Source organism: Verruconatronum alginivorum (assembly GCF_056590205.1).
Window position 1 is genome coordinate 4,415,001 of record NZ_JBWPVQ010000001.1, and the last position, 24,965, is coordinate 4,439,965.

19 protein-coding genes and 1 pseudogene (1 of these 20 only partly in view) are annotated in these 24,965 nt (G+C 60.6%); 8 read left to right on the forward strand and 12 right to left on the reverse strand.

Features of this window, described 5'->3' with window-relative positions; translation table 11 throughout:
- The 4 genes from ACWUI2_RS15800 to ACWUI2_RS15815 form a co-directional block, all read left to right on the forward strand.
- Positions 1-1,522 carry the 3' portion of a RecQ family ATP-dependent DNA helicase gene (locus tag ACWUI2_RS15800; RefSeq protein WP_486983812.1) on the forward strand. The gene continues 419 nt to the left of window position 1, outside the view, so only the last 1,522 of its 1,941 coding nucleotides appear in the window; its start codon lies off the left edge, out of view; its stop codon occupies positions 1,520-1,522.
- A 39-nt stretch (positions 1,523-1,561) separates the two neighbouring features.
- Positions 1,562-2,698: an IS110 family RNA-guided transposase gene (locus tag ACWUI2_RS15805; protein WP_486981276.1), complete on the forward strand. Its 1,137-nt coding sequence runs from the start codon at positions 1,562-1,564 to the stop codon at positions 2,696-2,698.
- 493 nt (positions 2,699-3,191) lie between these two features.
- Positions 3,192-4,328 carry an IS110 family RNA-guided transposase gene (locus ACWUI2_RS15810; protein WP_486981276.1) on the forward strand — a complete coding sequence of 379 codons (1,137 nt, stop codon included), beginning with the start codon at positions 3,192-3,194 and terminating at the stop codon, positions 4,326-4,328.
- Between the two features lie 664 nt (positions 4,329-4,992).
- Positions 4,993-5,283 (forward strand): hypothetical protein, encoded by a 291-nt coding sequence (locus tag ACWUI2_RS15815; protein WP_486983813.1) that lies wholly within the window; start codon positions 4,993-4,995, stop codon positions 5,281-5,283.
- Between the two features lie 64 nt (positions 5,284-5,347).
- On the opposite strand, the gene ACWUI2_RS15820 is transcribed toward ACWUI2_RS15815, so the two are convergent.
- The 3 genes from ACWUI2_RS15820 to ACWUI2_RS15830 all read right to left on the reverse strand — a co-directional run bounded on the left by ACWUI2_RS15820 (position 5,348) and on the right by ACWUI2_RS15830 (position 8,327).
- Positions 5,348-6,025, reverse strand: coding sequence for a hypothetical protein (locus ACWUI2_RS15820; RefSeq protein ID WP_486983814.1), 678 nt, complete (start codon positions 6,023-6,025; stop codon positions 5,348-5,350).
- Positions 6,026-6,349: 324 nt separating this feature from the next.
- On the reverse strand, positions 6,350-7,657 hold the full coding sequence (gene argA / locus ACWUI2_RS15825) for an amino-acid N-acetyltransferase (protein WP_486983815.1): 1,308 nt from the start codon (positions 7,655-7,657) through the stop codon (positions 6,350-6,352).
- A gap of 25 nt (positions 7,658-7,682) precedes the next feature.
- Complete coding sequence (locus ACWUI2_RS15830) at positions 7,683-8,327, reverse strand: hypothetical protein (RefSeq protein WP_486983816.1); 645 nt, start codon at positions 8,325-8,327, stop codon at positions 7,683-7,685.
- A 77-nt stretch (positions 8,328-8,404) separates the two neighbouring features.
- Between ACWUI2_RS15830 and ACWUI2_RS15835 the strand changes: the two genes are divergently transcribed.
- A complete protein-coding gene (locus tag ACWUI2_RS15835; RefSeq protein ID WP_486983817.1) occupies positions 8,405-8,860 on the forward strand; it encodes an ABA4-like family protein in 456 nt (151 codons plus the stop codon).
- A gap of 213 nt (positions 8,861-9,073) precedes the next feature.
- Here the strand turns inward: ACWUI2_RS15835 and ACWUI2_RS15840 are convergent, their stop codons facing one another.
- Genes ACWUI2_RS15840 through ACWUI2_RS15850 form a run of 3 tightly spaced genes read right to left on the reverse strand, consistent with a single transcriptional unit; the run spans position 9,074 to position 14,851 of the window.
- On the reverse strand, positions 9,074-10,501 hold the full coding sequence (locus tag ACWUI2_RS15840; RefSeq protein WP_486983818.1) for an efflux transporter outer membrane subunit: 1,428 nt from the start codon (positions 10,499-10,501) through the stop codon (positions 9,074-9,076).
- Positions 10,494-13,628, reverse strand: a complete 3,135-nt coding sequence (locus ACWUI2_RS15845) for an efflux RND transporter permease subunit (RefSeq protein ID WP_486983819.1) — start codon at positions 13,626-13,628, stop codon at positions 10,494-10,496. Before ACWUI2_RS15845 ends, ACWUI2_RS15840 begins: the two co-directional genes overlap by 8 nt.
- Positions 13,628-14,851: an efflux RND transporter periplasmic adaptor subunit gene (locus ACWUI2_RS15850; RefSeq protein ID WP_486983820.1), complete on the reverse strand. Its 1,224-nt coding sequence runs from the start codon at positions 14,849-14,851 to the stop codon at positions 13,628-13,630. Before ACWUI2_RS15850 ends, ACWUI2_RS15845 begins: the two co-directional genes overlap by 1 nt.
- 71 nt (positions 14,852-14,922) lie before the next feature.
- Here ACWUI2_RS15850 and ACWUI2_RS15855 point away from each other — a divergent pair, with 71 nt between their 5' ends.
- Entirely contained in the window at positions 14,923-15,540 is a 618-nt protein-coding gene (locus tag ACWUI2_RS15855; RefSeq protein WP_486983821.1) for a TetR family transcriptional regulator, read from the forward strand.
- Here the strand turns inward: ACWUI2_RS15855 and ACWUI2_RS15860 are convergent.
- Positions 15,537-15,968, reverse strand: a complete 432-nt coding sequence (locus tag ACWUI2_RS15860) for a DoxX family protein (protein ID WP_486983822.1) — start codon at positions 15,966-15,968, stop codon at positions 15,537-15,539. The genes ACWUI2_RS15855 and ACWUI2_RS15860 overlap by 4 nt on opposite strands.
- Positions 15,969-16,257: 289 nt before the next feature.
- Here ACWUI2_RS15860 and clpB point away from each other — a divergent pair, with 289 nt between their 5' ends.
- Entirely contained in the window at positions 16,258-18,852 is a 2,595-nt protein-coding gene (gene clpB, locus ACWUI2_RS15865; protein WP_486983823.1) for an ATP-dependent chaperone ClpB, read from the forward strand.
- A 602-nt stretch (positions 18,853-19,454) separates the two neighbouring features.
- On the opposite strand, the gene nrfA is transcribed toward clpB, so the two are convergent.
- The 5 genes and pseudogenes from nrfA to ACWUI2_RS15890 form a co-directional block, all read right to left on the reverse strand.
- Positions 19,455-20,969: an ammonia-forming cytochrome c nitrite reductase gene (gene nrfA, locus ACWUI2_RS15870; protein ID WP_486983824.1), complete on the reverse strand. Its 1,515-nt coding sequence runs from the start codon at positions 20,967-20,969 to the stop codon at positions 19,455-19,457.
- Positions 20,966-21,652, reverse strand: a complete 687-nt coding sequence (nrfH, locus tag ACWUI2_RS15875; RefSeq protein WP_486983825.1) for a cytochrome c nitrite reductase small subunit — start codon at positions 21,650-21,652, stop codon at positions 20,966-20,968. Before nrfH ends, nrfA begins: the two co-directional genes overlap by 4 nt.
- Positions 21,653-21,729: 77 nt before the next feature.
- Complete coding sequence (locus ACWUI2_RS15880) at positions 21,730-22,413, reverse strand: acyltransferase (protein WP_486983826.1); 684 nt, start codon at positions 22,411-22,413, stop codon at positions 21,730-21,732.
- A 172-nt stretch (positions 22,414-22,585) separates the two neighbouring features.
- Positions 22,586-22,797: pseudogene (locus ACWUI2_RS15885) on the reverse strand (type I restriction enzyme endonuclease domain-containing protein); the annotation flags it as partial.
- Between the two features lie 90 nt (positions 22,798-22,887).
- Complete coding sequence (locus ACWUI2_RS15890; RefSeq protein WP_486983827.1) at positions 22,888-23,703, reverse strand: four helix bundle suffix domain-containing protein; 816 nt, start codon at positions 23,701-23,703, stop codon at positions 22,888-22,890.
- 759 nt (positions 23,704-24,462) lie between these two features.
- Between ACWUI2_RS15890 and ACWUI2_RS15895 the strand changes: the two genes are divergently transcribed.
- Entirely contained in the window at positions 24,463-24,645 is a 183-nt protein-coding gene (locus ACWUI2_RS15895; protein WP_486983828.1) for a hypothetical protein, read from the forward strand.
- Positions 24,646-24,965: the final 320 nt, after the last annotated feature.

The window sequence follows — 24,965 nt, forward strand, 5'->3', positions numbered from 1 at the left end:
GTTGATGGTGATCGACGAGGCGCACTGTATCTCGGAGTGGGGCCATAATTTTCGGCCGGATTATCTGAAGCTGGCCGGATTGTCCCGGAATCTTGGCGTCGAACGGGTCCTGGCGCTAACGGCGACGGCCACTCCCGAGGTGGCGGCCGATATTTGTCGCGAATTCCAAATCGCCGCCGACGACCATATCCATACCGGGTTTTACCGGCCAAATCTGGAGCTGCGGGCGACGGCGTGTAAGACGAACGAGCGCGACGGACTTCTCCGCGAACGATTGCGGAGTCGTCCCAAGGGCCCGGCGATCGTTTACGTGACCTTGCAGGCGACGGCCGAGGAAGTCGCGAAGTTTTTGGCGGCGAGTGGATTTTCCGCCAAAGCCTACCACGCCGGTTTGCCGAGCGAGGATCGGGTGGCGGTTCAGGATTGGTTCATGTCTTCGGCCGATGCGATCGTCGTGGCGACGATCGCCTTTGGCATGGGCATCGATAAGTCGGACATTCGTTACGTCTATCATTACAACTTGCCGAAGAGTCTAGAGAACTATTCCCAGGAAACAGGTCGGGCCGGACGCGACGGCAAGCCGTCGATTTGTGAAATCCTGGCCTGCCGGGATGACGTCGTGGTCTTGGAGAATTTTTCGTTCGGCGACACGCCGGATCGCGAAGCGGTCGGGGAGATGGTCGACGCAATGCTGGCTCATGACGGGGAGTTCGATGTTTCGACCTACGAGTTGTCGAACCAGTTCGATATGCGGCCGTTGGTGGTGAACACGCTTTTGACCTATTTGGAGCTCGCCGGGATCATCGAGGCGACGGCTCCTTTCTACAATGAATATCAATTCGTGCCGCTGAAGAGTTCGTCCGAGATCCTCAGTCGCTTCGATGAGGAGCGGGCGGCTTTTTTGCGGCAAGTATTTGCGTCAGCGGTCAAGGCGAAGAAGTGGTTTCATATCGATTTGGCGAAGACGGCGGGCCGTCTCGATACTACCCGGGACCGATTGGTCCGGGCGTTGAATTACCTCGAGGAGCAGGGCTTCTTGACCCTGAAGGTCGCCGGGCTTCGTCTTGGGTATCGTTTGGTGAAACGTCCGGCGGATGTCGATGGACTGAAGCGGGAACTGGCGGACCGTTTCGCCACACGGGAGCGGAATGATATTTCCCGTGTTCGGCAGGTGGTGGCGCTGGCGGAACATCCGGAGTGCCTGGTTCGCCGCTTGCTGAGTTACTTTGGGGAAACCTTGGAGCGTGACTGCGGGCATTGCGACCGTTGTTTGGGTGAATACAAACGGTCTCGGGCGAACGGAGCCTCGAATGGGACCCGTGGATCGTTCGATTTGACGGCGTTGGGTAAATTGCGGCGGGAACATCCGGACGCTCTCGGAACCCGCCGGCGGGCGGCTCGGTTTTTCTGTGGTTTGACCTCGCCCCGGTTGACGCGGGCGAAACTCACGCGTCACCCGCTTTTCGGCACACTGGCGAATGTTCCCTTTCGCGAAGTGTTGGAGGCAATGGGGGAGGATTGATGTCTGCCGCATGCTACGGAGGAAGCGACCGTAGATAACATGAGGGCGACAAGTGGGAAAGAATTCTCCAACATGTCGCCCGATATGAATAACCAATCGAAAAATAACTTCTCCAAATTGATTAACGGAATCGTCTCGTCCAATGGGCAGGAGGTCAAGCTCGGGATCGATCTTCATGCCCGCGATGGCGTGGCTTGCCTACAGGTGGACGGCAGCTTGCCGCAACGCCCGTTGCGCTTGAAGCACGAGGAACTGGTTCGCCTCGTTGGCAAGTTAGTGGCCGCCGACCTGAAGGTTTATGCCTGTTATGAGGCTGGTCCTTGCGGCTATGGATTATACCGCCAGCTCACCGAATTGGGAGCCACCGTTTTCGTGGTTGCCCCGGTGAGCCTGGCGGGCGGACGCAACCAAAAGACGGATAACCTTGATGCGCGGGGGCTGGTCGACCAACTCGACCGCTATTTGCGAGGCAACAAGAAGGCCTTCACGGTCATTCGTGTGCCAAGCCAGGAGGAAGAACAGGCGCGGGCGAGATCACGTCTGCGCGATCAGATCAAGAAGAGCCGGAGTGGATGGGAGGCACGTGGTCGAAGCGCGTTGCTGGCGCAGGGATTCCACGTGAAAGGCCGTTGGTGGGGGCCGCGCAAATGGAAGGATCTCTGTCTCGAATTACCCGAGTATCTGGTCCAGCAACTTGAGGTAATGCGTGAGATTCTGCTGAAGCTCGACGAGAAGGAAAGGGCCATCAAAAAGGAACTGGTCGAGGAGGTTAAACAGCCTCTGCCGGTCGGAATCGGAGCCCTGACCTGGGTGATGCTCCTGCGGGAGATCTGCGACTGGGGACGGTTTAAGAACCGGCGTCAAGTGGCCGGCTTCGTCGGATTATGTGCCGGGGTTCACCAAAGCGGAGGATCCTCCCGGGATCTGAGTATAAACAAGCACGGCAATCCGCGAATACGCGCCCTGTTAATCGAAGCGGTCTGGCGCATGGTGCGATGGCAACCCGATTACCCGCCCGTGCGCGAGTTGGTCGAGAAGCTTGTCAGCGGCCGGTCTCGGCGCAAGATCGCGGTCGCGGCCGCCCGCAAGCTCGCCATCGATCTGTGGCGGTTGGCCACCGGTCAAACCACGCCTGAGAAGCTCGGCCTGAGGATGCCCGAGGTTGCAGTCGGCTGAGGGCAACCAACTTCCCTTTTTGTTCTTTGATCTTTTTGCCTGAAGCGAACCCGATTTCGGAGTGGAGCGCGCACGTTTCGATGCTTGGACTTTCATCCGTTCCTGTAGATTGTGCCGCTTGCTCCGTCCCTCTTTTCCTCCGGCCTCGCCGGGGGTCGCATAAATTATAATGCGCTGCCTCTAAGGCACGCGCGGATAGCAGTTTGTCCCCCCGGCCAGTTCGAGGGGACCGGGGACGAGAGACATTCCTTTCCGGGGGCAACTCCAAAGGCCAAAAGATTGGGGCTCATTGCCGCCCCCAAACCCCCGCTAGGGGAACTAAGGTAAGAAAGCAGATCTTAAGAATGTCCTAAGAAAAATAAATCAAACAACGGTTTCATTTTCCGCTTGTCACGAAACCCTCATAGCAGCATCGAGTTTTCTCTCAATGGTACTTCCACGATGTTCATCCGGCGAAAGTCGGCATGCTACGGAGGAACCGACCGTAGATAACATGAGGGCGACAAGTGGGAAAGAATTCTCCAACATGTCGCCCGATATGAATAACCAATCGAAAAATAACTTCTCCAAATTGATTAACGGAATCGTCTCGTCCAATGGGCAGGAGGTCAAGCTCGGGATCGATCTTCATGCCCGCGATGGCGTGGCTTGCCTACAGGTGGACGGCAGCTTGCCGCAACGCCCGTTGCGCTTGAAGCACGAGGAACTGGTTCGCCTCGTTGGCAAGTTAGTGGCCGCCGACCTGAAGGTTTATGCCTGTTATGAGGCTGGTCCTTGCGGCTATGGATTATACCGCCAGCTCACCGAATTGGGAGCCACCGTTTTCGTGGTTGCCCCGGTGAGCCTGGCGGGCGGACGCAACCAAAAGACGGATAACCTTGATGCGCGGGGGCTGGTCGACCAACTCGACCGCTATTTGCGAGGCAACAAGAAGGCCTTCACGGTCATTCGTGTGCCAAGCCAGGAGGAAGAACAGGCGCGGGCGAGATCACGTCTGCGCGATCAGATCAAGAAGAGCCGGAGTGGATGGGAGGCACGTGGTCGAAGCGCGTTGCTGGCGCAGGGATTCCACGTGAAAGGCCGTTGGTGGGGGCCGCGCAAATGGAAGGATCTCTGTCTCGAATTACCCGAGTATCTGGTCCAGCAACTTGAGGTAATGCGTGAGATTCTGCTGAAGCTCGACGAGAAGGAAAGGGCCATCAAAAAGGAACTGGTCGAGGAGGTTAAACAGCCTCTGCCGGTCGGAATCGGAGCCCTGACCTGGGTGATGCTCCTGCGGGAGATCTGCGACTGGGGACGGTTTAAGAACCGGCGTCAAGTGGCCGGCTTCGTCGGATTATGTGCCGGGGTTCACCAAAGCGGAGGATCCTCCCGGGATCTGAGTATAAACAAGCACGGCAATCCGCGAATACGCGCCCTGTTAATCGAAGCGGTCTGGCGCATGGTGCGATGGCAACCCGATTACCCGCCCGTGCGCGAGTTGGTCGAGAAGCTTGTCAGCGGCCGGTCTCGGCGCAAGATCGCGGTCGCGGCCGCCCGCAAGCTCGCCATCGATCTGTGGCGGTTGGCCACCGGTCAAACCACGCCTGAGAAGCTCGGCCTGAGGATGCCCGAGGTTGCAGTCGGCTGAGGGCAACCAACTTCCCTTTTTGTTCTTTGATCTTTTTGCCTGAAGCGAACCCGATTTCGGAGTGGAGCGCGCACGTTTCGATGCTTGGACTTTCATCCGTTCCTGTAGATTGTGCCGCTTGCTCCGTCCCTCTTTTCCTCCGGCCTCGCCGGGGGTCGCATAAATTATAATGCGCTGCCTCTAAGGCACGCGCGGATAGCAGTTTGTCCCCCCGGCCAGTTCGAGGGGACCGGGGACGAGAGACATTCCTTTCCGGGGGCAACTCCAAAGGCCAAAAGATTGGGGCTCATTGCCGCCCCCAAACCCCCGCTAGGGGAACTAAGGTAAGAAAGCAGATCTTAAGAATGTCCTAAGAAAAATAAATCAAACAACGGTTTCATTTTCCGCTTGTCACGAAACCCTCATAGCAGCATCGAGTTTTCACTCGATGATTCCTTCCGCGATGTTCATCCGGCGAAAGCCGGCATGCTACGGAGGAACCGACCGTAGCATCGAGTTTTCACTCGATGATTCCTTCCGCGATGTTCATCCGGCGAAAGCCGGCATGCTACGGAGGAACCGACCGTAGCATCGAGTTTTCACTCGATGATTCCTTCCACGATGTTCATCCGGCGAAAGCCGGCATGCTACGGAGGAACCGACCGTATCATCGAGTTTTCACTCGATGATTCCTTCCGCGATGTTCATCCGGCGAAAGCCGGCATGCTACGGAGGAACCGACCGTAGCATCGAGTTTTCACTCGATGATTCCTTCTACGATGTTCATCCGGCGAAAGCCGGCATGCTACGGAGCGACTGCGATAGCGACCCGGATTATCAAAATATCCTGTTGGGCCGTTGCTTTGATTGCGGCGCTGTCTGGTGCACCGAATGTTCTTACCTTTTGAAGAACGACGAGAAGGAGTGTCCGCGCGCTGCGGAACATGAGGAAGAGTTGTCCGATTTCGAAGATTGAAGATGCCCGGGGGAAGCCGGAGCGTCACGCCGGGCTTCGTCCGGCGTGACGATGAAATCCGGACTTACTTGTGAACTTCCGCTTTGCCGCCGGGGCGATCGATGTCGGACCGCAACCCGGAAGCGCTCCCCTGCCGTCCGGCCAGCGACGCGGCGACGGCCCCGAGGAGCAGGCCGAGAAAAGCTCCAAACACCGTGGTGCCCCCGGCAGTGGCGGCTTGTTCGAGGTCTTCTTGTTGGATCTCGACGTCTTCGAGCGCCTCGCGGGCGGGATCACCGAACTCCTGAGCGACTGCTTCGGGGTCGTCGATCTGCTCGGACGCCACCCCGACGATCTCACTGGCCAAGCCGGCCGCTCCACCGATCAGGCCGCCGACCGCGGTGGTGAGAAGCATGAAGGTGACCACCGTCACCACGCCCCAAACCATGAATCCCTCCAGGAGGCCGTCGGTTTTGTTTCCCAACCCGGACATCCGGCCGGCGATCCATCCGCCGCAGTAGAGGGCGATAATGAAACTGACCACGGCCCAGATGACGGCTCCGATCCCGAGTTCCTGGGCGAACTCGGTCCCGACGGCCGGCATGGTCCAAAGGCCGATCGCCATTCCGAGAAGGGTGAGCAGTAGTTGAACGGCCAGGGCGGCGACGGTCCCGGCGATGATCGCGCCCCACGAGAGGCGGCGGCGGTATCCGACCGGTTCCCCGGTTCCGAACCCTGTCGAATGTTTGTAACGGTCTTCCATAATGATCTGATCCTTTCAGGTGTCTTGATTGACGATTTCGGTTTTCAGGAAACGTCCACGGCCCCGGGTGAATTTCCGGGGATGCGGGACGACGACGGATCGGAGTGGAGCCGTTAGAATCGTGAAACGGTCTTTGGCCGGGGAGCTTAGGCCGTGCCAAGGTCCGGGGTGGGGTCGGTTGTCGGAACGAATCATAGGGTTCGTTTCTCAAAATCGTCCTTTGTCCGGCGGCAGCCGCGCCCATTCTGGGGTTCAAATTTCTGCCGGACGGCGGGAAGCGTGCGAAATGCCTGCCTGGAGCCGAAGAATCGTGCGGTTTTCCCCTCAGTCGAGGGATTTCATCAGGATCCGGGAATTGCGTTTGTTCTTGTCGTAGGCGGCGAGCCGCTCCGGGGGGAGGGCGTCGCGGCCGGTTTCCTCGAAGCCGCAGACCGAGTGAAAAAAGGCGAAGGTTTGGGTGGAGAGGGCGATGAGCCGCCGGGCGCCGCGGCGTTTGGCCTCCATGCAGGCGAAGGAGACCATTTTGCGGCCGATTCCGCTGTGTTGGTTGCCCGGCATGACGTAAAGCGAGGCGATCTCGGCGGTCTCGTCGCCGGGATAAAGTTGGATGGTCATGCAAGCCACCGGAGTCTCGTCGATCTCGAAGACGTAGTAGTCGTCGATTTTCCGTTCGATGCTTTGGAGGGAGCGGTGGAGGAGTTCCTCCCGTTTGACCCCTTGGCGGGTGATGTTGTAGATCGTCCGGGCGTCGCGCCGGGCGGCCCGACGGATTTGCTGGTAGTCGTTCCCGTAGATCAACGTGCCGACTCCTTCGCTGGAAAAAATCTCGTTCAGCAAGCCCTCGTAGACCCGCCCGTCGACCAGGTGGACCCGGGGCGGACCGGATTTGATGGCTTTCACCGCGTGGACCGCTTTGCTCCGGGCGTTTTCGCCGATCGCTCCGGGATGTTTTTGGAGCAGGTCGTCCAACGTCTCCATGGCGATTTCCCGTTTCACCGATCCGTCGATTTCGAGGCCGGGGAACGGGCAAAGGAAAATGATTTTGGTCGCCTTGAGCGCGACCGCCAGCTCGGTGGCCAAATGGTCGGAATTGATCCGAAGGGAGCGACCCTCCCGGTCGAAGGCGATCGGCGAAACGATTGGGACGATATTGGCCTCCATCAGGTGTTGGATCGCCTTGTGGTCGACCCGTTCGACTTTCCCGGTGAAAAGCTGATCGGCGCCCCGCTTGATTCCGACCGGAATGGCCCGGATGGCGTTGGTGAGGGCGCACTTCAAGCCGCTTTGGGTCAGCCCCTCCATCACGCGGTGGGAAACCATGGTGGCGGCCTCGATTCCGAGGGCGAGGGTGGTGGAGTCGGTCACGCCGACGCCATGGACGTCGCTGATCGGGATCTTACGTTCGGCGGAGAGGTCGGAAATCTGTTGGCCGATCCCGTGGATCAGGACCACGCCGATGTGGAGGCTCCGGAGGACGGCAATATCGAGGAACAGATTCGGCAGGTTCTCATCGGCCAGGACGCTGCCGTCGATCGCGATCACGAACACCTGGTCGCGAAACCGGGGCACGTATTTCAGGATGCCGCGGAGATCGGTCGGTTTGATGGCGTTGGCTGGATCGGATTGAGTCATGTTGCTGAGAGGCAGGAAGAAAACCTCATTCCGCCCGAAAAGTCCACCGATTAACGCGACCCTCGGTGGAGAGGAATACCTCGTATTCGCCCGGTTCGAGGAATTCGGGCGGGATGATGAACAAGGTCCGGTCGGTATGTTCGGCGGCGAAACGTTCGGGAGGGCGGGGGACGATGAGAATCCTTTGCCCCTGGCGGAAAACGACCAATTGCGGGGCGCGGAAGCCTTCCGGTTTCTCCCACGCCAGGAGGGCGAGGTAAGGTTCGCCTGAAGGAACGACCGGACGAGCCTCGAGGCGCAGGAGTTGTTCACCTTGTTCGAGCGGAGGAAGGTGGCTCGACCAACGGACCACGCGGGGGTCGGACCGCATCATCACCTCGAACGGCACGTCCCGCAGGTCGAGGTCGTCCTGATCGACCGGGAGCCGCGCCATCTCCTCGGGGCCGGCCGCCATGCCGTAGGCGTTGGGAAACGGACGCCAACCGACCTCGCGCAACGCGTGTCCGCCGCGAATCTGAGATTCCTCGTAAGGATGGCGGGCGGCGTCCTCCTTGCGGTGGAAAAGGTTCACCACGGTGTAGAACCCGACGAATCCGACGATGGCCAGGATGATCCAGCGCATCGGCCAAGGTTTGCGAGGAGGCGGTTTGGAATGATTGCTCTTGTCCATCGGAGGAAATTCGTCAAATGAAGTGGGCTGCGGAAAAGGTATGAAGATTTAGGTCGGAACAACGTATTTGCAAGAAGATGCCTGTTTGGATGGTGGAGGTTTTCGGGGCCGCGCAGTTGAATCGGGCCTTTTTATTGATGAATCTGATCGTATTGCCGTTTTGGACGGCGATGATCGTCTTTCCGCATAACCGGTTGGTTTGGAAGATCTCCCACCCGTTTCTGGTGCCGGCGTTGCTCGGGGGCGTGTATTTGTATGCGATTTACCTGTTGGTGACGATCACCGGGGTGCCGCCGCTGGTGGGATTCGAGCTGAAGGCGATGCGGAATTTCGTCAATCACCCGCTGGTTTTCCTGGTGGTTTGGGCACACTATCTGGCGATCGACCTTTTCCTCGGCATGTCGATTTATCGGGATGCGGCCAAACGAAAGATCCGCGCGCCGGTGGAGTTGTTGCTCTGTTGGATTTTCGGACCGCTCGGATTGATGGCTTACGTCGCCCGCCTCGGGTGGATCAAGTTGACGCTGCGTTGAAGGGGCCGATCCGGGAGTTGCTGGAGGTGCGGAGCCAAGGAGGGAGCTTCGTGCTTTAGCCGAAGGCCGTCGGAAAAGGGGAATGGTTTCGGATGGCCGGAGGTCGAACGACGACGGCTGAAGCGCGTCGCTCCGGTGGCCGCAGGCCGTTGGGAAAGGGGAATGGTTTCGGATGGCCGGAAGTCGAACGACGACGGCTGAAGCGCGTCGATCCTATTCGTCGGTCGCTTCGGTGGGCTCCCAGCCGCCGCCGAGGGTTTTGAACAAGGTGGCGGTGGCGGTCAGTTGGTCGCGGATGGTTTCTTCGAGGGAGAGACGGGCGGTCAACAGGGCGCGCTGGGCGTCGAGGAGTTCGATGAAGGAAATGAAGCCTTCGTCGTAGCGTAGTTGCGCCAAATCGCGGGTTCGCTCGAGGGCGGCGACAAGGCGACGGGTGGCGGCCGCGCGTTCGCCGCTCGTTTCGTAAAATACCAGGGCGTCGCGGACTTCGTTGAAGGCGGCGTTCACGGTGCGGTGATATTGGACTTCCGCTTGCTCCGCGACCGATTCGGCGGTTTGGATGCGGGCGCGGGTCCGGCCGAAATCCCAGATCGGGCCGGCGAGCGAGGCGCCGGCACTCCAGGTGGTGGCGCCGGATCCGAGCAAGTCTCCGCCGGAGGTGGCGGCGGTGCCGAGGAGGGCGGCGAGGTTCAACCGGGGAAACCGGTCGGCCCGGGCGACGCCGATGCGGGTGTGGGCGGCGACGAGTCCGGCCTCCGCCGCCCGGATGTCGGGACGACGTTCCAGGAGATCCGATGGAAGGAGGCTCGGCAATTGTTCCGGCAGGGAGATCGAGGCGAGGTCCCCCGAGGGGAGGTCGGCATCATTCCAAAGCTCGGCCGGGTTCGCTCCGGTCAGAATGCCGAGGGCGCCTTCGAGCAAACGTTGGCGTTGGATTCGGGCCGGTAGTTCGGCTCGGGCAGTTTCCCATTCCGTGCGGGCTTGCTGCAGGCTGAGTTCGTCGATGTCGCCGCCGTCGCGCCGGATCTGTTGCAGGCGCAAGGTTTCGGCCCGCGATTCAATGGTTTCCCGGGTGATCGCCACTTGGCTTTCGGCGGCCCGGAAGTCGAAATAGGTGGCGACCAGGTCGGCGACGACGTTGAGACGGACCGCGTCGCGGGCAAAGGTGTTCTCTTGAAGGAGCGCTTCGGCGGCTTCCCTCTCCCGGGCCAGCCGTCCCCAAAGATCGATTTCGTAGCCGAGCGTTCCCGAGAGGACGAAGAGGTTGTTGGTGGAGGGGGTGACCCCCGGAATTCCGATGGCGGCACCGGAAAGGCGTTCGCGTGAGGCGGAGGCCTGGGCTTCGAGGGTCGGGAGTTGGTCGGCGCGGGTCAGTCCGAGGCGGGCCCGGAACTCCTCCACCCGCAAAGCTTGCAGACGGATTTCGAGATTCCGGTCGAGGGCTTGGGCGATCAGGCGATTCAGGACGGGATCGTCGAATCGCTCCCACCAATGTATCCAGTCTTCGGATTCCGTTTCGCCGAAGAGTTCATGGTCGGGCCATTCCGCCGGGAGAGTGGTTGCGGGCGTCCGGTAGTCGGGACCGCTGGCGCAGGCGGCCAGCAACGTGACCGGCAGCCACAAGATGAATTGTTTACGCATGGGATGAGTCACTCCGTTTGGAGGTGATTCGGTCGCGGCGCCAAGTGGCCGCGTCTTCGAGCAATTTGTAGGACAAGGCGACGAACGGGAGGGCTAGAGTGCTGGCGATGACCATCCCTCCGACCACGACGGTGCCGATCTCCTGACGGCTGGCCGCGCCGGCTCCGGTTGCGATCACCAGCGGCATCGAGCCGACGATGAAGGTGAGGGCGGTCATGATGATCGGACGGAAACGTTGACGGGCGGCAGTTTCGGCCGCTTCGAGCGACGACATCCCGGCCCGCCGGTTTTGCGCGGCGAACTCGACGATCAGGATCGCGTTTTTCGCGGCCAATCCGATCAGCACCAGCAATCCGACCTGGAAGTAAATATCGTTCGGAAAACCGCGGAGGATGGCGGCGAGGGAGGCCCCCAGCACCGCGAACGGGACTGCCGTGGCCACCGCCAGTGGAAGCGTCCAGCGTTCGTATTGGGCGGCGAGGATCAGGAAGACCATCAGGAGTCCCATGCCGAACGCCGCGCCCCCGGCTCCGGCGGCCGCCTCGATCTGGAACGCTTCGCCGATCCAGCCAAGGACGATATTCCCTTCGGAGCGAAGACTTGCCGCGACTTCCTCCATGGCCGTCTTGGCCTGACCGGAGGTGTATCCAAAAGCCGGATCCGCCATCAGGCGGGCGGCCGGATAAAGATTGAAACGGTTGAGGATGTCGGCGCCGCTTTCCCGCTCCAAGGTGACCAATGAACTGAGCGGAATCATCTCCCCGGTGGCGGACCGGACGAATACTTTTTGCAAGTCTTCCGGTTGGCTGCGGAACTCGGCTTCCGATTGCAGATTGACCTGCCAAAGGCGGCCGAAATAGGTGAAGTCGTTGACGTAAAGCGAACCGAAGGTGCTTTGCATTGCCTCGAAGATCTGATTGATCGGCACATCCATCGCCTTGCCTTGTTCGCGGTCGACATGGGCCCGGAAGCGGGGGATGCCGGTCGAAAAGGTGGTCATGACGTTGGTCAATTCCGGTCGCTCGCTGGCGGCGGCGACGAAACGTTGGGCCCAGGCTTCGACTTCGGCGCTGCTTGTTTCGCCCCGGATCTGAAGATACCCCTCGACCCCGCCGGTCATGGAAAGTCCCATGATCGGGGGCGGCACGAAAGCCATCACGTTCGCTTCGGGAATTCCCATGCCGAGACCGAAAATCTGTCCGGCGATCGACGCGGCGTCCTGGCCGGGACCGGTCCGGTCGCGCCAGGGAGCGAGATTGGCGAAGCCGAGGAGCGAGTTGGTCCGCAACGAGAAGGAGAACATGTCGAAACCGGCAAACGAGGTGAAGTCGTCGATTTCGTTCATCGCGGTCAATTGTTGCGACAGGGTGTCGCGGACCGCTTCGGTGCGGGGGAGGGCGGAGACCGGCGGCAATTGGGCCACCACCAGGACGACGCCCTGGTCTTCCTGAGGAACGAGGCCGATTGGCATCCGGGTCAGCACGAACAACGTTCCCCCGATCGCCACCAGGAAGAGAGCGAGTCCGACGATCCAGCGGCGGATCAGGAATTGGACGCCGAAAACGAACGTGCCGGTGATCCAATCGAAACCTTTGTTGAAGATCCGGAACGGCGCCGCGACCTCCTTCGACTCGCGGTCGAGCAGGAGCGCGCACATCGCCGGGGTCAATGTGACCGCCACCACCCCGGAGACGACGACCGAGACGGCGATGGTGACGGCGAACTGCCGGTAGAGTTCGCCGCTCAAGCCCCCTAGGAAGGCGACCGGGACGAAGACCGCCACCAGCACCAAGGTCGAGGAGATGACGGCGCCGGTTACCTGCTTCATGGTCTCGATCGCGGCCTCGCGGGCGCGCATTCCTCTTTCGTGCATCAACCGTTCGACGTTTTCCATCACGATGATGGCGTTGTCGACGACGATGCCGATTGAAAGGACCAGTCCGAAAAGGGTGAGCAAATTAATCGAAAAACCGAAAGCCTGCATTCCGGCAAAGGTGCCGATCAGGGAAACCGGAATCGCCGCCACCGGGATCCAGGTGGCGCGCAAATGTTGGAGGAAGAGGAAGGTGACGAGGACCACCAGGACCGTCGCCACGATCAAGGTGATGAACACTTCCCGGATCGAGACTTCGACGAATTCGGTGGTGTCGTAAGGAACCGAATACGTCATTCCAGCCGGGAAACGGACCGACATTTCGTCGAGCGCCGCCCGGACCCGTTGGGCGGTTTCGAGGGCGTTCGATCCGGGGGCGAGGAAGATCCCCATCGGCACCGCCATTTCTCCGTTGTAGGTGGCGGAAAAGGCGTAACTTTGGGCTCCCAGTTCGGCCCGGGCGACATCTCCGAGGCGCAAGGTGCTGCCGTCTTCGGTGGCCCGCAGGATGATGTTTTCGAACTCAGCCGGAGAAGCGAGTTGGCCATGGGTGGTGATGGCGAAGGTGAAGGCCTGGCCCTCGACCGACGGTTCGGCTCCGATGGTGCCGGCGGCGAATTGAGCGTTCTGCTCGCGGATGGCGGCGACCAGGTCGGAAGGCGTCAGCTCGTACTGGGCGAGTTGGTCGGGCCGTATCCAGATCCTCATGGCGTAATCCTGGGCGCCGAAAAGCGAAGCGTTGCCGACTCCCGGAATCCGCACCAATTCGTCGATGACGTTCAGCAGGGCGTAGTTGCTGATGGTCAACGTGTCGTCCTGGGTAGAGGTCAACACCGGCACCATCAGGATGTTGGTGGAGCGGGCTTCGACCCGCACCCCGAGTTCCCGCACCAGTTGAGGAAGGCGGGGGAGGGCGGCCTGGACCCGATTGTTGACGTCGATCGCCGCCTGGTCGGGGTCGGTGCCGATCGCGAAGGAGACGGTGACGGTGAGGAAGCCGGAATCGGTGCTGGTCGATTCCAGATAGACCATGTTGTCGACCCCGTTGATCTCCTGTTCGAGGGGAGCGGCCACCGACTCCGCCAGCACCTCGGCACTGGCCCCGGGATAGACGGCGTTGACGACGATGCGCGGAGGCACCACGTCGGGATACTGTTCCACCGGAAGGTTGAGCAGGGAGATGATCCCCGCGATCACGATGACGATGGAAATGACCGACGAAAAGATCGGCCGGTCGATGAAAAAGCGTAACATCACTCCACCTCGCCTTCCAAAAGCTGAACCGAGACCGGCATGCCATCCCGCAAAGTGATATGTCCTCCGACGATCAATCGGTCGCCGGACCGGAGGCCGTCGAGCACCACTTGGCGACCGTCGGTCAAGGGACCGAGCCGCACCCGGCGGGCTTCGGCGGTCCCGTCGTCGGTGGCCACGAAAACCCGGGGCCCGTCGCGGCCCTCGCCGACGGCGGTTGGATCAATCAGGAAGGCCTCCTCGAATTCCCGCAACACCAGTTCGATCCGAACGAATTGGCCGGGCGTCAGGCGCAAGTCAGGATTTTCGAATACGGCCCGCAACGAAACTGTTCCGGTCCGGGGATCGATCCGGCTGTCGGTGAAATCGACCACTCCGGCGGACGGGTAGGCGGAGCCATCGGCGAAAAGTAGCCGGGCTTCCCGGCGGTCGGTTTCATCCGCCGCCGTCGCGGCCTGGCGGATCGCTCGTTGCGCGGCGGCATCGCTCTCCGGCACGGAAAAGCGGACCTGGACCGGGTTGAGTTGAACCAAAGTGGTGAGCAACGCCCCGCGGTCGATCAAGCTACCCTCGGGGACGGTTTCCAAACCGGTGCTTCCGGCGACCGGCGCGCGGACCTCGGTGTAGCGGAGATGCAAATCCGCCTCCGCCCGTCCGGCTTCGGCGGATGCAACGCGGGCCTCGGCGAGTTCGAGCTCGGAGATGGCGCGATCGCGTTCCCGCTCGCTGACCGCGTCCTGTTCGAACAAGCGGGAAATCCGCCGCCATTCGCGCTCGGCCTGGTTGAAGACGGCTTGGGCGTTGGCCAATTCGGCGTCGGCGTGGCGCAATGCGATCTGATAAGGCTCCTGTTCGATCCGGAAAAGGACGTCGCCTGCCTCGACCGTTCCGCCCTCGGTGTAAAGACGCTCTTCGAGAATGCCGCCGACCCGGGCCCGGACCTCCACCTCACGGGCGCCCCGGACCCGGCCGGGATAATTCGCCCGGATGGTCACCGGTTCCGGTTCGACCACGACCGCGGTGACGGTTGGCGGAGGCATGCCGCCGCCGTATCCGCCGTTGCCATCGGCCGCGGAGTCGCTGCAGGCGGTGAAGGCGAAGGCGGTCGCGGCGAGGAGGAGGCCGTGCTTCGCTCGATTGAGAGCGGATGATGCGGATCGTTTGTTCATTTGGAAATCAGGATCTCCGACGGCGCGGAATCCCGCGACCTTGAAAAGATTCATACATGAATGTAGGATTGATTAGGAGTTGCCATTCGCGAGTCAATCGAGATGTTTGGAAATTTTGCAGAAATATGCCCGGCCGAACCAAAGAAGTATCCGAAGCGACGCGCCGCGACCTGTTGGCCGCAGCGATTGATCTGTTTCTCGAAAAAGGAGTGGCCCGGGTCACGTTGGAACAGATCGCCAAGGCGGCGGGTTACACTCGGGGGGCGATTTACCATCATTTTTCCAACAAGGGTGAAATCATCGAGGCGTTGATGCGGAGCGTCGAATTGCCGATGGAGGAGTTTCTGCAATTCGAGGAACGGCAGGACAGCGCCGATCCGCTCGGGGCGTTGCAGCGGCGTTGCACCAAGGCGATGGGAATTCTCCTGTCGGATGAATGCCGTCGGCGGATCCATACGATTTTGTATCATCGGTGTGAATTCGTGGAAGAGTTGAACCCGGTTTTCCGGCGGATCGTGGAGCGGGATTCGGATTTGGTGGCGATGAGCGAGAAATATTTCGAGCGGGCGCGGGACCTGGGGCAATTACGTCCGGGGGTGAGCCCGGCGGCCGCCGCTTTTTCGTTGTATTCCTTCGCCACCGGACTCCACCGGGCGATGTTGCGCGAACCGTGGCGGGATCAAATCACCTTGGATGTCACCGCCACCATGGATGTTTTCTTCTGCGGATTTCGCGCGCGTTAAGCCCGGTCGGTTGCGGTGGCGGGCGAGTGCTCCGGGGCGGTTTGCCAGTCGGTTTTCGCGGCCCAAAGCCCGCGGTAATGCCGGCGGCAGGCGTAGGCGAGGAAGAGGTTGCCGATGAGCACGAAAATCGCCACCGGTAGACCGGCGGGGTCGAGGAAGAGATGGACCCCGACAATGTTCACCGTGATCGGAAACAGGATCACGGTGGCCAGTGGCACGAAGCGCCCGGCGAGGAAGGCGATCGCGCAGAGCAGTTCCACGCCTTTGACCACCGGGAAAACGTAGACGGCGGCGGCGAGGCCGAGGTTGAACGCCAGGAGATCCCCCTCCATTTCGGGCGGCGTGATCCACTGCAGGAAAAAGGCGACCGATGCGAAAAGAAAAAGGAGACCGAGCAGGACGCGGACGATATGGTAAGCGATTTTCATCGGGAGAGAGAACGGGTGTGCGGTTTAATTTACATACTGGTCGGTATGTTTTGGGGTGGAGGTGATTTTTGTCAACCTTCGGTTTGGGGAAAAGAGCCTTCCTTGGGTGCGTCAAAATGTCGCGGTTGGGGGACGGAGTCGAATTGTTTGTCTCAGTGTGGACAGGTGGCGTGATCGTTGATGTGTGCGGAACTCCGGTCGCCGGGCGGTTTTGGGGGCGGGGAGCCGAAAGTTTTTTTAGGCACGCTTTCTGCAAGGTGTTTATTAAACTTAAGGAGAACGAAACGCCATGGACCCGAGAAAACTTACTGAAATGTCGAGAACCGCCGTCGCCGAGGCGCAGGATCAGGCGCGGCGGCGCAATCACAACGAGGTGGACACGTTGCATCTGCTGGCGGCTTTGTTGTCGCAGGAGCATGGGATCGTGCAGGGAATTCTCCGTAAGATGGAGATCACTCCCAACGCCCTGCAATTGGCGCTGGAACGGGAACTCGAGCGTTTGCCGAGCGTTTCCGGAAGCGTCGACACGTCCCGGATCTATGTGTCCCAGGCGTTCAACAACGCGGTGACCATCGCCGAGCGGGAGGCGAAACAGCTCAAGGACGAGTTCGTCAGCGTGGAGCATCTCTTCCTCGGCTTGATCGAAGGCGGCAAACCGGCGGTGTTGAAGAAGTTGTTCGACAGCTTTTCCATCGACCGGGCCAAGGTGCTGAAGGCGTTGCGCGAAGTGCGGGGGAGTCAGCGGGTCACTTCGGAAAACCCGGAGGCGACCTACGAGGCGCTCGAAAAGTATGGGATCGATCTGGTCAAACAGGTGAAGCGGGGGAAGATCGATCCGGTGATCGGCCGCGACGCGGAGATCCGCCGGGTGATCCGCATCCTTTCGCGCCGGACGAAGAACAATCCGGTTCTGATCGGGGAACCGGGGGTCGGAAAGACCGCGATCGTCGAGGGGTTGGCCCAACGGATCGTCCGAGGGGACGTGCCGGAGGGGTTGAAGGACAAAACCATCTTCTCTCTCGACATGGGGGCGCTGGTGGCCGGGGCGAAGTACCGCGGCGAATTCGAGGAGCGGTTGAAAGCGGTCCTGCAGGAGATCAAGAACAGCGACGGGGAAATCATTCTCTTCATCGACGAACTCCATACGATCGTCGGTGCCGGCAAGGCGGAAGGGGCGATGGATGCGGGCAACATGTTGAAACCGATGTTGGCGCGCGGCGAGTTGCATTGCATCGGCGCCACCACGCTCGATGAATACCGCAAGCATATTGAAAAAGACGCCGCCTTGGAACGCCGGTTTCAGACGGTCATGGTCGACCAACCGACTGTCGAGGACACGATTTCCATTCTTCGCGGGCTGCGGGAACGTTTCGAAGTGCACCATGGGGTGCATATCAAGGACAACGCCATCGTGAACGCGGCGGTGTTGTCGCACCGCTACATCACCGACCGCTTCCTGCCGGACAAGGCAATCGACTTGATCGACGAGGCCTGCGCGATGATCCGGACCGAAATGGACAGCATGCCCGCCGAACTCGACGAATACACCCGCCGGGTGATGCAGCTCGAGATCGAAGAGGCCGCCCTCAAACAGGAGAAGGACGAGGCGAGCCGTAAACGGTTGGAAAGCCTCCGGGAGGAATTGGCCGACGTCCGGGAAAAGGCCGATGTGTTGCGTCGTCAATGGGAGGAAGAGAAGGGAGCGATCGGCAAAGTCCAGCAGGTCCGGGAGCGGATCGAGCAAGTGAAACTGGAGATGCAACAAGCCGAGCGCGCTTATGATTTGAATAAGTTGGCGGAGCTGCGTCACGGACGCTTGCCCGAACTGGAGGCGGAACTCGCCCGGCTGGAAGAAGCCGGACGGGAGGCGACTTTGCTGAAGGAGGAAGTCACCGAAGAGGAGATCGCCGACATCGTTTCGCGCTGGACCGGAGTTCCGGTGACGCGGTTGCTGGAAGGCGAAAAGGAGAAACTGTTGCGCCTGGAATCGGTCTTGCACGAACGGGTGATCGGCCAGGACGAAGCGGTCACCGCGGTGTCGGAAGCGATTCTCCGGGCGCGGTCGGGGATCAAAGACCCCCGGCGTCCGATCGGAAGTTTCATCTTCCTCGGACCGACCGGCGTCGGGAAAACGGAGCTGGCGAAGACGCTGGCCGCCTCGTTGTTCGACACCGAGGAAAACATGATCCGCATCGACATGTCCGAGTATATGGAGAAGCACGCCGTGGCCCGGATGATCGGGGCGCCTCCGGGATACGTCGGTTACGAAGAAGGAGGGCAACTCTCGGAAGCGGTCCGGCGGAAACCGTATTCGGTGATCCTGTTCGACGAAGTGGAGAAGGCCCATCCGGATGTATTCAATATTCTGTTGCAGGTTCTCGACGACGGCCGGATCACCGATTCCCAAGGACGCACGGTCGATTTCAAGAACACCGTGATCATCATGACCTCGAACATTGGCAGCCGTTTCCTGATCGAGGGAATGGGGCGAAACGACGAGACGATTCCTGAGGAGATCCGGTCCAATGTATTCGCGGAATTGCGACGCGGATTCCGTCCGGAGTTTTTAAATCGGATCGACGACATCATCCTCTTCAAGCCGCTCGCCTTGGGCGAACTGGAAAAGATCGTGGAGCTCTTGTTGGAGGATTTGAACCGGCGCTTGGCCGACCGTCGCATCCGGGTGGAGTTGGAACCGGAGGCGAGCAAATGGGTGGCGGAGAAGGGTCACGACCCGGTCTTCGGCGCCCGGCCGTTGCGCCGCTTCCTCCAGAAGCAGATCGAAACCCGTTTGGCCCGGGCCCTGATCGCGGGCGACATCCGCGAAGACCAGACCGTGACGTTCCGGGTGGAAGAGGATGCGCTGGCGTTCCGCGTCGCGTAGGGCCGAGCCGAGATTGAACAGAAGGTCGCGAAGGGAAACGAAGGGTTTCAATCACGACGTCACGTCGTGATTACTGAACTACGCCGTAGTCGGGTTGGCTCCGCCGCCCGACCGCAGCGGCCGAAACTGTTTGTCCTTCTTCGACGTCGAGTGGTGAGACTGGGTTTCAAAGTCGCGGGCATTTCGACCGCGTCGGAAAATGGGGCGGCGAAGCCAACCCCACTACTTACCATGACCTGATTCATGCGGATTGAAGGGCTAAATCGGAGGGTGGCTTCCAGCCGACCTTCTTCTGGGGCGGACGCCGACGGCGGACGGCAGGATGCCATCCCTCCCAGTGGCGGAGAATCATCTCGCTCGTTGCCGTAGTTGGGTTGGCTTCGCCGCCCGACCGCAGCGGCCGAAACGGTTTGTCCTTCTTTGATGTCGAGCGGCGAGACTGGGGCCAGAAATCCGGGCCTTTCGTTCATTTGGATTGAAGGGCTAAATCGGAGGGTTGGCTTCCAGCCGACCTTCTTCTGAGTGCGACGCCGACGGCGGACGGCAGGATGCCATCCCTCCCAGTGGCGGAGATGGAATGAATCCGCTGCGTTCTACTGTCGTCAATACCCGCCGTTTTGCTCTCCGACGGAGGTCCGTTGCGGGGGAGGGCGTTCGCCGGCGGCGGCTCTTTCCTGGGCGGCCCGCTCCCATTGCGGGACCACCGTGCGGAGGAATTCTTCGTTCTCCGCGCGGAGGGCGTCCATGTCGAGGCCGATGTATTCCTGGGCCTTGGCCTTGGTCGAAAGATCGGGCATCGGCACCGGTTCGGTGATGCCGTGGCGGTTGAGGACCCGGTTGAGTTGGAGTCGGGCTTCGCCGGCTTTCTGGATGGCGGTGCCGAGCACGCGGGCCGATTCCTGCGGGGCGTGGAAGCCCATGCCGTTGGAGGCGGCGACGTAGTCCCAACGCCATTGGGCGTGCCGGATCAGTTGCAGGATCGGATGCATTTCCTCTTCGGTCGCCCCGGCCTCCCAAGCGGCGCCGGCCTCGATATGGGCCTTGGTGATCGCGTCTTCGGCCAGGTAGCGGAGATTGGAGATCCGGTCCTGGCGGGTGATCACGTCGCGCCGCAAGGTTTCCTCGCTTTCGCGGTGGCAGACCTGGCACGAGGCGGCGATGTTGTTGAGAGGCGAGACCAGGTGGTGGTCGGTGAATTTGATTCCCCCCTCGCTCCGGTAGGGCATGTGGCAATCGGAGCAGGAGACGCCCCGTTGGTAATGGACGCCGGTGGTGAAGAGTTCGTAATCGGGATGTTGCGCTTTCAGCATCGGAGCGCGACTGATCGAGTGGACCCAGTCGACGTGGCCGATCCGGTCGAAATAAGCTTCCATTTGTTCGGCGCCCATCCCTTCGTCCCACGGGAACATCAGGTAATTGTCCTCTTTGCGGAAATAGTATTCGACGTGGCACTGGGCGCAGACGAGGGAGCGCATCTCCTGGTGGGTGGCGTCGTTGATGTCTTTGCCTTGCCGTTGGAAGGCTTCGACCAGGGCGGGACGGGTGATCCGGAGGTTCATCGTTTTCGGATCATGGCAATCCTGGCAACCGATGTGATTCACGACCTCCGCCCCGAGTTCTTTCCAAGTGGAGCTGTAGAACTCCGCCACGCCCATCTCGTTCATCAGGCGCGGGACGTCGGTGCTTTTGCAGGCCCAACAGGTGCCGGGTTGGGGGACGTTGGTCCGCAAGGTTTGCCGGATGTCCTCGACCGAATAGTAGTGGCCCCGGCCTTGACTATAGTCGCGGGAAAAAGCGTAACCGGCCCACATCACCACCAATTTCGGATACCGTTCGAGGTAGTCAATGTCGGTGGAGCCGGCGTATTTGCTCTGGAAATCGGTTCGGGCGGTGCGACGGTAGCGTTCCCATTGGCGGGGGAAGTTTTGTCCCCAGACCTCGTTGCGCGGTTCCCATTCCGGGAGCGGAGCGATGTGTTGGGTGATGAAGGCCTCCTGGCGGCGCTCGACGATCGAGGCGCCGAACAACCCGAATAAGAATACGACGAGCAAGGTGACGCCGAAGAGCGCCCACCCGACCCATGGTTTTTCGCTGACTAGTTCCGATATCGACTTCATCGTGTTTCCTCCTGCGGACGGCTATAGTTGGCCGGGGCCACGGGTGAGTCGTGGGCGGCCGGATTTGGGTTACGTTCAAAATATTCGTGCATCCAATCGGGCATGATCGGGGTGACCAACGGGACCCGGGCGTCGGGGGCCGAGGCGAGGCTGCGGACGCTGCCGTGGGGGACGTCGCGGTGGCAATCCCAGCAAAGTTTGCCGTCGCCCGCGAGGGCCATCCGGCCGGTGACTTCGGGCAACCGGGTTTTGTGCATTTGGTCGGTGTGGCAGCGGACGCAGTTTTCCTGGACCACCCGGATGCCCGGTTCGTGCATCTGGATCACCTGGGGTTCGAGGCGGAAGGTGAACATGTAGGAGTGGCGGCCGCCGTCCATCGCCTTGAAGGCGTAGTGCCGCAGGAAATTGTCGTGGGGGACGTGGCAGTCGTTGCAGGTCGCGACCCGCCCATGGCTTCCTTTTTGCCAGGTGGCGTATTGGGGGGCCATGATGTGGCAATTCACACAAGTCCGGGGGTCGTCCGACAGGTAGGAGGTGGCGTTCGAAATATGGAGGATGACCAGGCCTAGCCCGCAAAACACCCCGGCGGTCATGATCACCGGGACCATCCAACCGCGCGGCGGTCGAAGAAAGTTCGACAACCGGCGAAACGGTTCGAGGCCGGAGGCCATTCTGTCGCGCATCGAGCCCATTCGTAAGTGGTTATTGAAACTACCCGACTAGAATTCCTTTGTCACCCCTGAAATCGTTTCCAATCAGTTCATTCGGAGAATTCCCCAGCTTCCGGCTTCCGCAGTCGATCCTTCCAGGCGATGTTCTCCTTTTTCACTGTCGCCGGGACCCCCGCGACGAGGCAGCGTGGCGGGACGTCGCGGATCACCACCGCTCCAGCGGCCACGGCGGCTCCATCCCCGATGGTGACCCCTTTGAGGATGGTGGCGTTGAGACCGATCCAGACATCGTCGCCGATCCGGATCGGGGCGGTCGGGGAACGGACCGGATCGAGGGAGTAGGTGTCGCTGTCGCGGATGGTGACATTTTCGGCGATGGCGACCCGTTCGCCGATTTCGATCCGTTCGAAGCAGGCGAGGTTGAGCCGGGAGTTGGCGTATCCGCTGCCGAGGATGAGGTTTGCGCCATCGTTGACGGAAATCTGGCAACCGGTGAAAAGCCGGAACTTCCCCCGGACCTCCAATTTCGCGTCGGCGAAAAGGATCAGTTGCGATGGCAGGAAACAATGATGATCCCACCGGCAACCGAGGTGGAAATTGGAATCGAGTTCGATCCGCGCGGTGGGATCGGCGTGGAAGTGGGTGTTCCGGTAAACGATCATCCGCCGGTTTCCGGCGGTGCGGCGGGCGGCGAAAGTTTTCCAAAGGTCGGCCTGCCGGGCGAACAGCCAGCGGGCTTTCCAGCGGTCGAATGATAGGGCGAAGCTGCTCATTGGATGAAAGCGCGATAAAATGGTTCGAGGCTTACCCTAACCCGGAAACGGACCAATCGGCAACTTGAGTCCAGTCGCCGAGGCGGAGAGGGGGCCTCCCCCCGTGAAACAGACATTCCTGTCTGTCTGAGCCCAACTTCGTCCGACCTGCCTTCCGTCCCGGCTGGCCTTCCTATGCCCCGTTCCGAGTCGACATCTCCGCCTGCTTTAAAACCAATTGGGTAGCGTCCTCGGAGAGGTCCGGTGGGTAGCCGTATTTTGCCAGGAGCCGGCGGACGCTGCGCCGGAGGTTGGCGCGGACGGATTCGCGCTGGGTCCAGTCGAGCTTGGGCATCTTCTCACCATCTCGGTTAGTTCCCGCGCCATGAGGCGGAGCTTCCGGCTGAGGACGAGGTAGGTCCGCACCACCGCCGCCTTCACCCGCCCCCGCAGCATCCACTCAAAAAGCTCACTCCGCTCGCCCGCAACGGCCGGTCATGATTGTCTGCGTCTGGCTTGGCGGGTCTTGTAAAGGCGCTCCGTGAAGCCGCCCTCTTTTTCAAAAGAGGCGGCCTGCGCCGCCACCTGACGATCCAGGAAATAACAACACAGATTCAGCAAAGACAAGGCCGCATTGGCCGCGTAAATGGCAGAGGGCGGAGCTTTTAGGGTGGCTCGACCGCTCCGAAGAGAAGAAGACACGGACAAGGACTGACACGGAGAGAACACAGACGAACACGGACTGGACACGGACTGAAGATTGGGAGGAAATTTCTGTTCTTTCTCCGTGTGTCCTTGAAAGTCCTTGTTCTGTCCTTGTTCTTCGCCCGTCGTTGTATTCTTCGAGGCGCTACGCTCCGACTTCTCCCGCTGACGCTCTTCTTGTATCCATTTTCTGATTTCTGCGAGGCTTTTGCAGCGCTTTCCTTTGAAGCGATGCAGGGCCGGGTGGTCCGGTGTCCAAAGCGGCTCGCCGCGTTGGCGCAGGTAATCTTCGAAGTCGAGGCGGAGTTCCTCCAGGCTGGCCCGGGCGACCTGGGTCAGTTTGAGCTCCATCTTCTTCGAGGTGGCGCTGGCCACCGAGCCCTCGGCGATGTTCTGCACCCCGCTCCGCGCCGCCTGCACCATCTGGTCATGGGTGCGGCTGCGCGGCGGAATGTAGAGGTCGCAGAAACGGACCGTCAGGTCATAAATGAGCTGGCCGAGCTGAAAGCTCTTCAACCGCCGGAATCCGCCATGCTTGGGGATCAGGGGTGGAGGCGTCGGTTCGGGGCGCTTTCGGGGTGGGCGTTGGGGGTTGTTCGGATTCATGAGGGGCAGAGGATTCGGTAGGTATGGACGTCAGGTGGATTGTTTATGACCGATCTTCCCTTGGTGCGTCAAGGCGTCAGGGGGGCGACCCGGTTTCAGCCGTCGACCGATCCCGCGCGTTGGAGTTCCGCATTTATGCGGTCTTCGTTCGGTTCCCGGCGGGGGACCAGCTCCGTCTGGTCCGCGCGGCTTTAAACGGGCAGGAAAGCTCGTTCTCCTTTGTTGGGGCTTCGGAAAGGACCGCCTGAAGGCGGAACTCGTGCGTCATCAAGTCGCAAACGTCTGACAGGTGCGAGACCTGTTCCGGGCAAACCGTGCGCTGCCCGCGAATCGAACCGAAACTGCGTCGCCGCGAGGCGGGGTGGAGAGCAACGGAAAGAGAGAATGCAGACCATAACGAAAGTGAACCTGATACGGCCGTCATGCGGGCCGAGCCTGCGGGTTGTTGAGCGAAGGCACGCGCGACGAATGAGTCGCGACTCATGGAGGGCGGATCCCACGGCAAAGCCCTGCCATGGCTGCATGGAGGTGGTTGGGGATAGTATGCATTCAAGGACGTCTGCGATGAAGATGAGAGATCTGATGGGAAAGGCCGACCTGTGTCCGACACCGTCCCGGAACGAGCGCGACCGGGTTACCAACGCTCAGCCAAATCGGACGTCCCGTCGCCCATCAGAAGTCAGAGTCCTCATAGGAGCGATGATCCCCGGGTAACGCCGGAGTAGCAAAGGAGGGCAGGAAGATGAAAGGAACTCGATTATGACCGAAGGACCACCCCCGTCGCAAGTGCCGGAAACGGCCATCCAGGACGGACAGGCCCGCGAGTTGCGCAAGCGGCTTGGAGCCGACCCTTTGGTCTGGACCGATCCCATGCTGGCAGCCCTCAAATCGGGGGTGAAGGGAGAACAATTACTTCGCCGAGATGGGATTGTTCAGCCTTGAACGAGCCCATCGGGAAGCGTGCCAGTCTCGATAAAGAGCAATCATCAACCGGAGAGCCGGATGCGGGAGATCTGCACGTCCGGTTCGGAGGGAGGGGCGGGGCTTCGGCCCCGTTCCTACCCCTATCAACCTGGGGCATGGGGACCGACCTTGTTTGTCACCAGGCACGGACCGCATAAACCTTACTCCGCAGTTGGAATAGCCGCGAAAAAGCGCAAAGTACACAAAAAGCATGAGATCTTTATGAAAGGCCGATTATTACCAGTCACCCGTTGGGTGAATTGGCTTCCGCCTAAGTTCTTATCTTGCGCCCTTTTGTG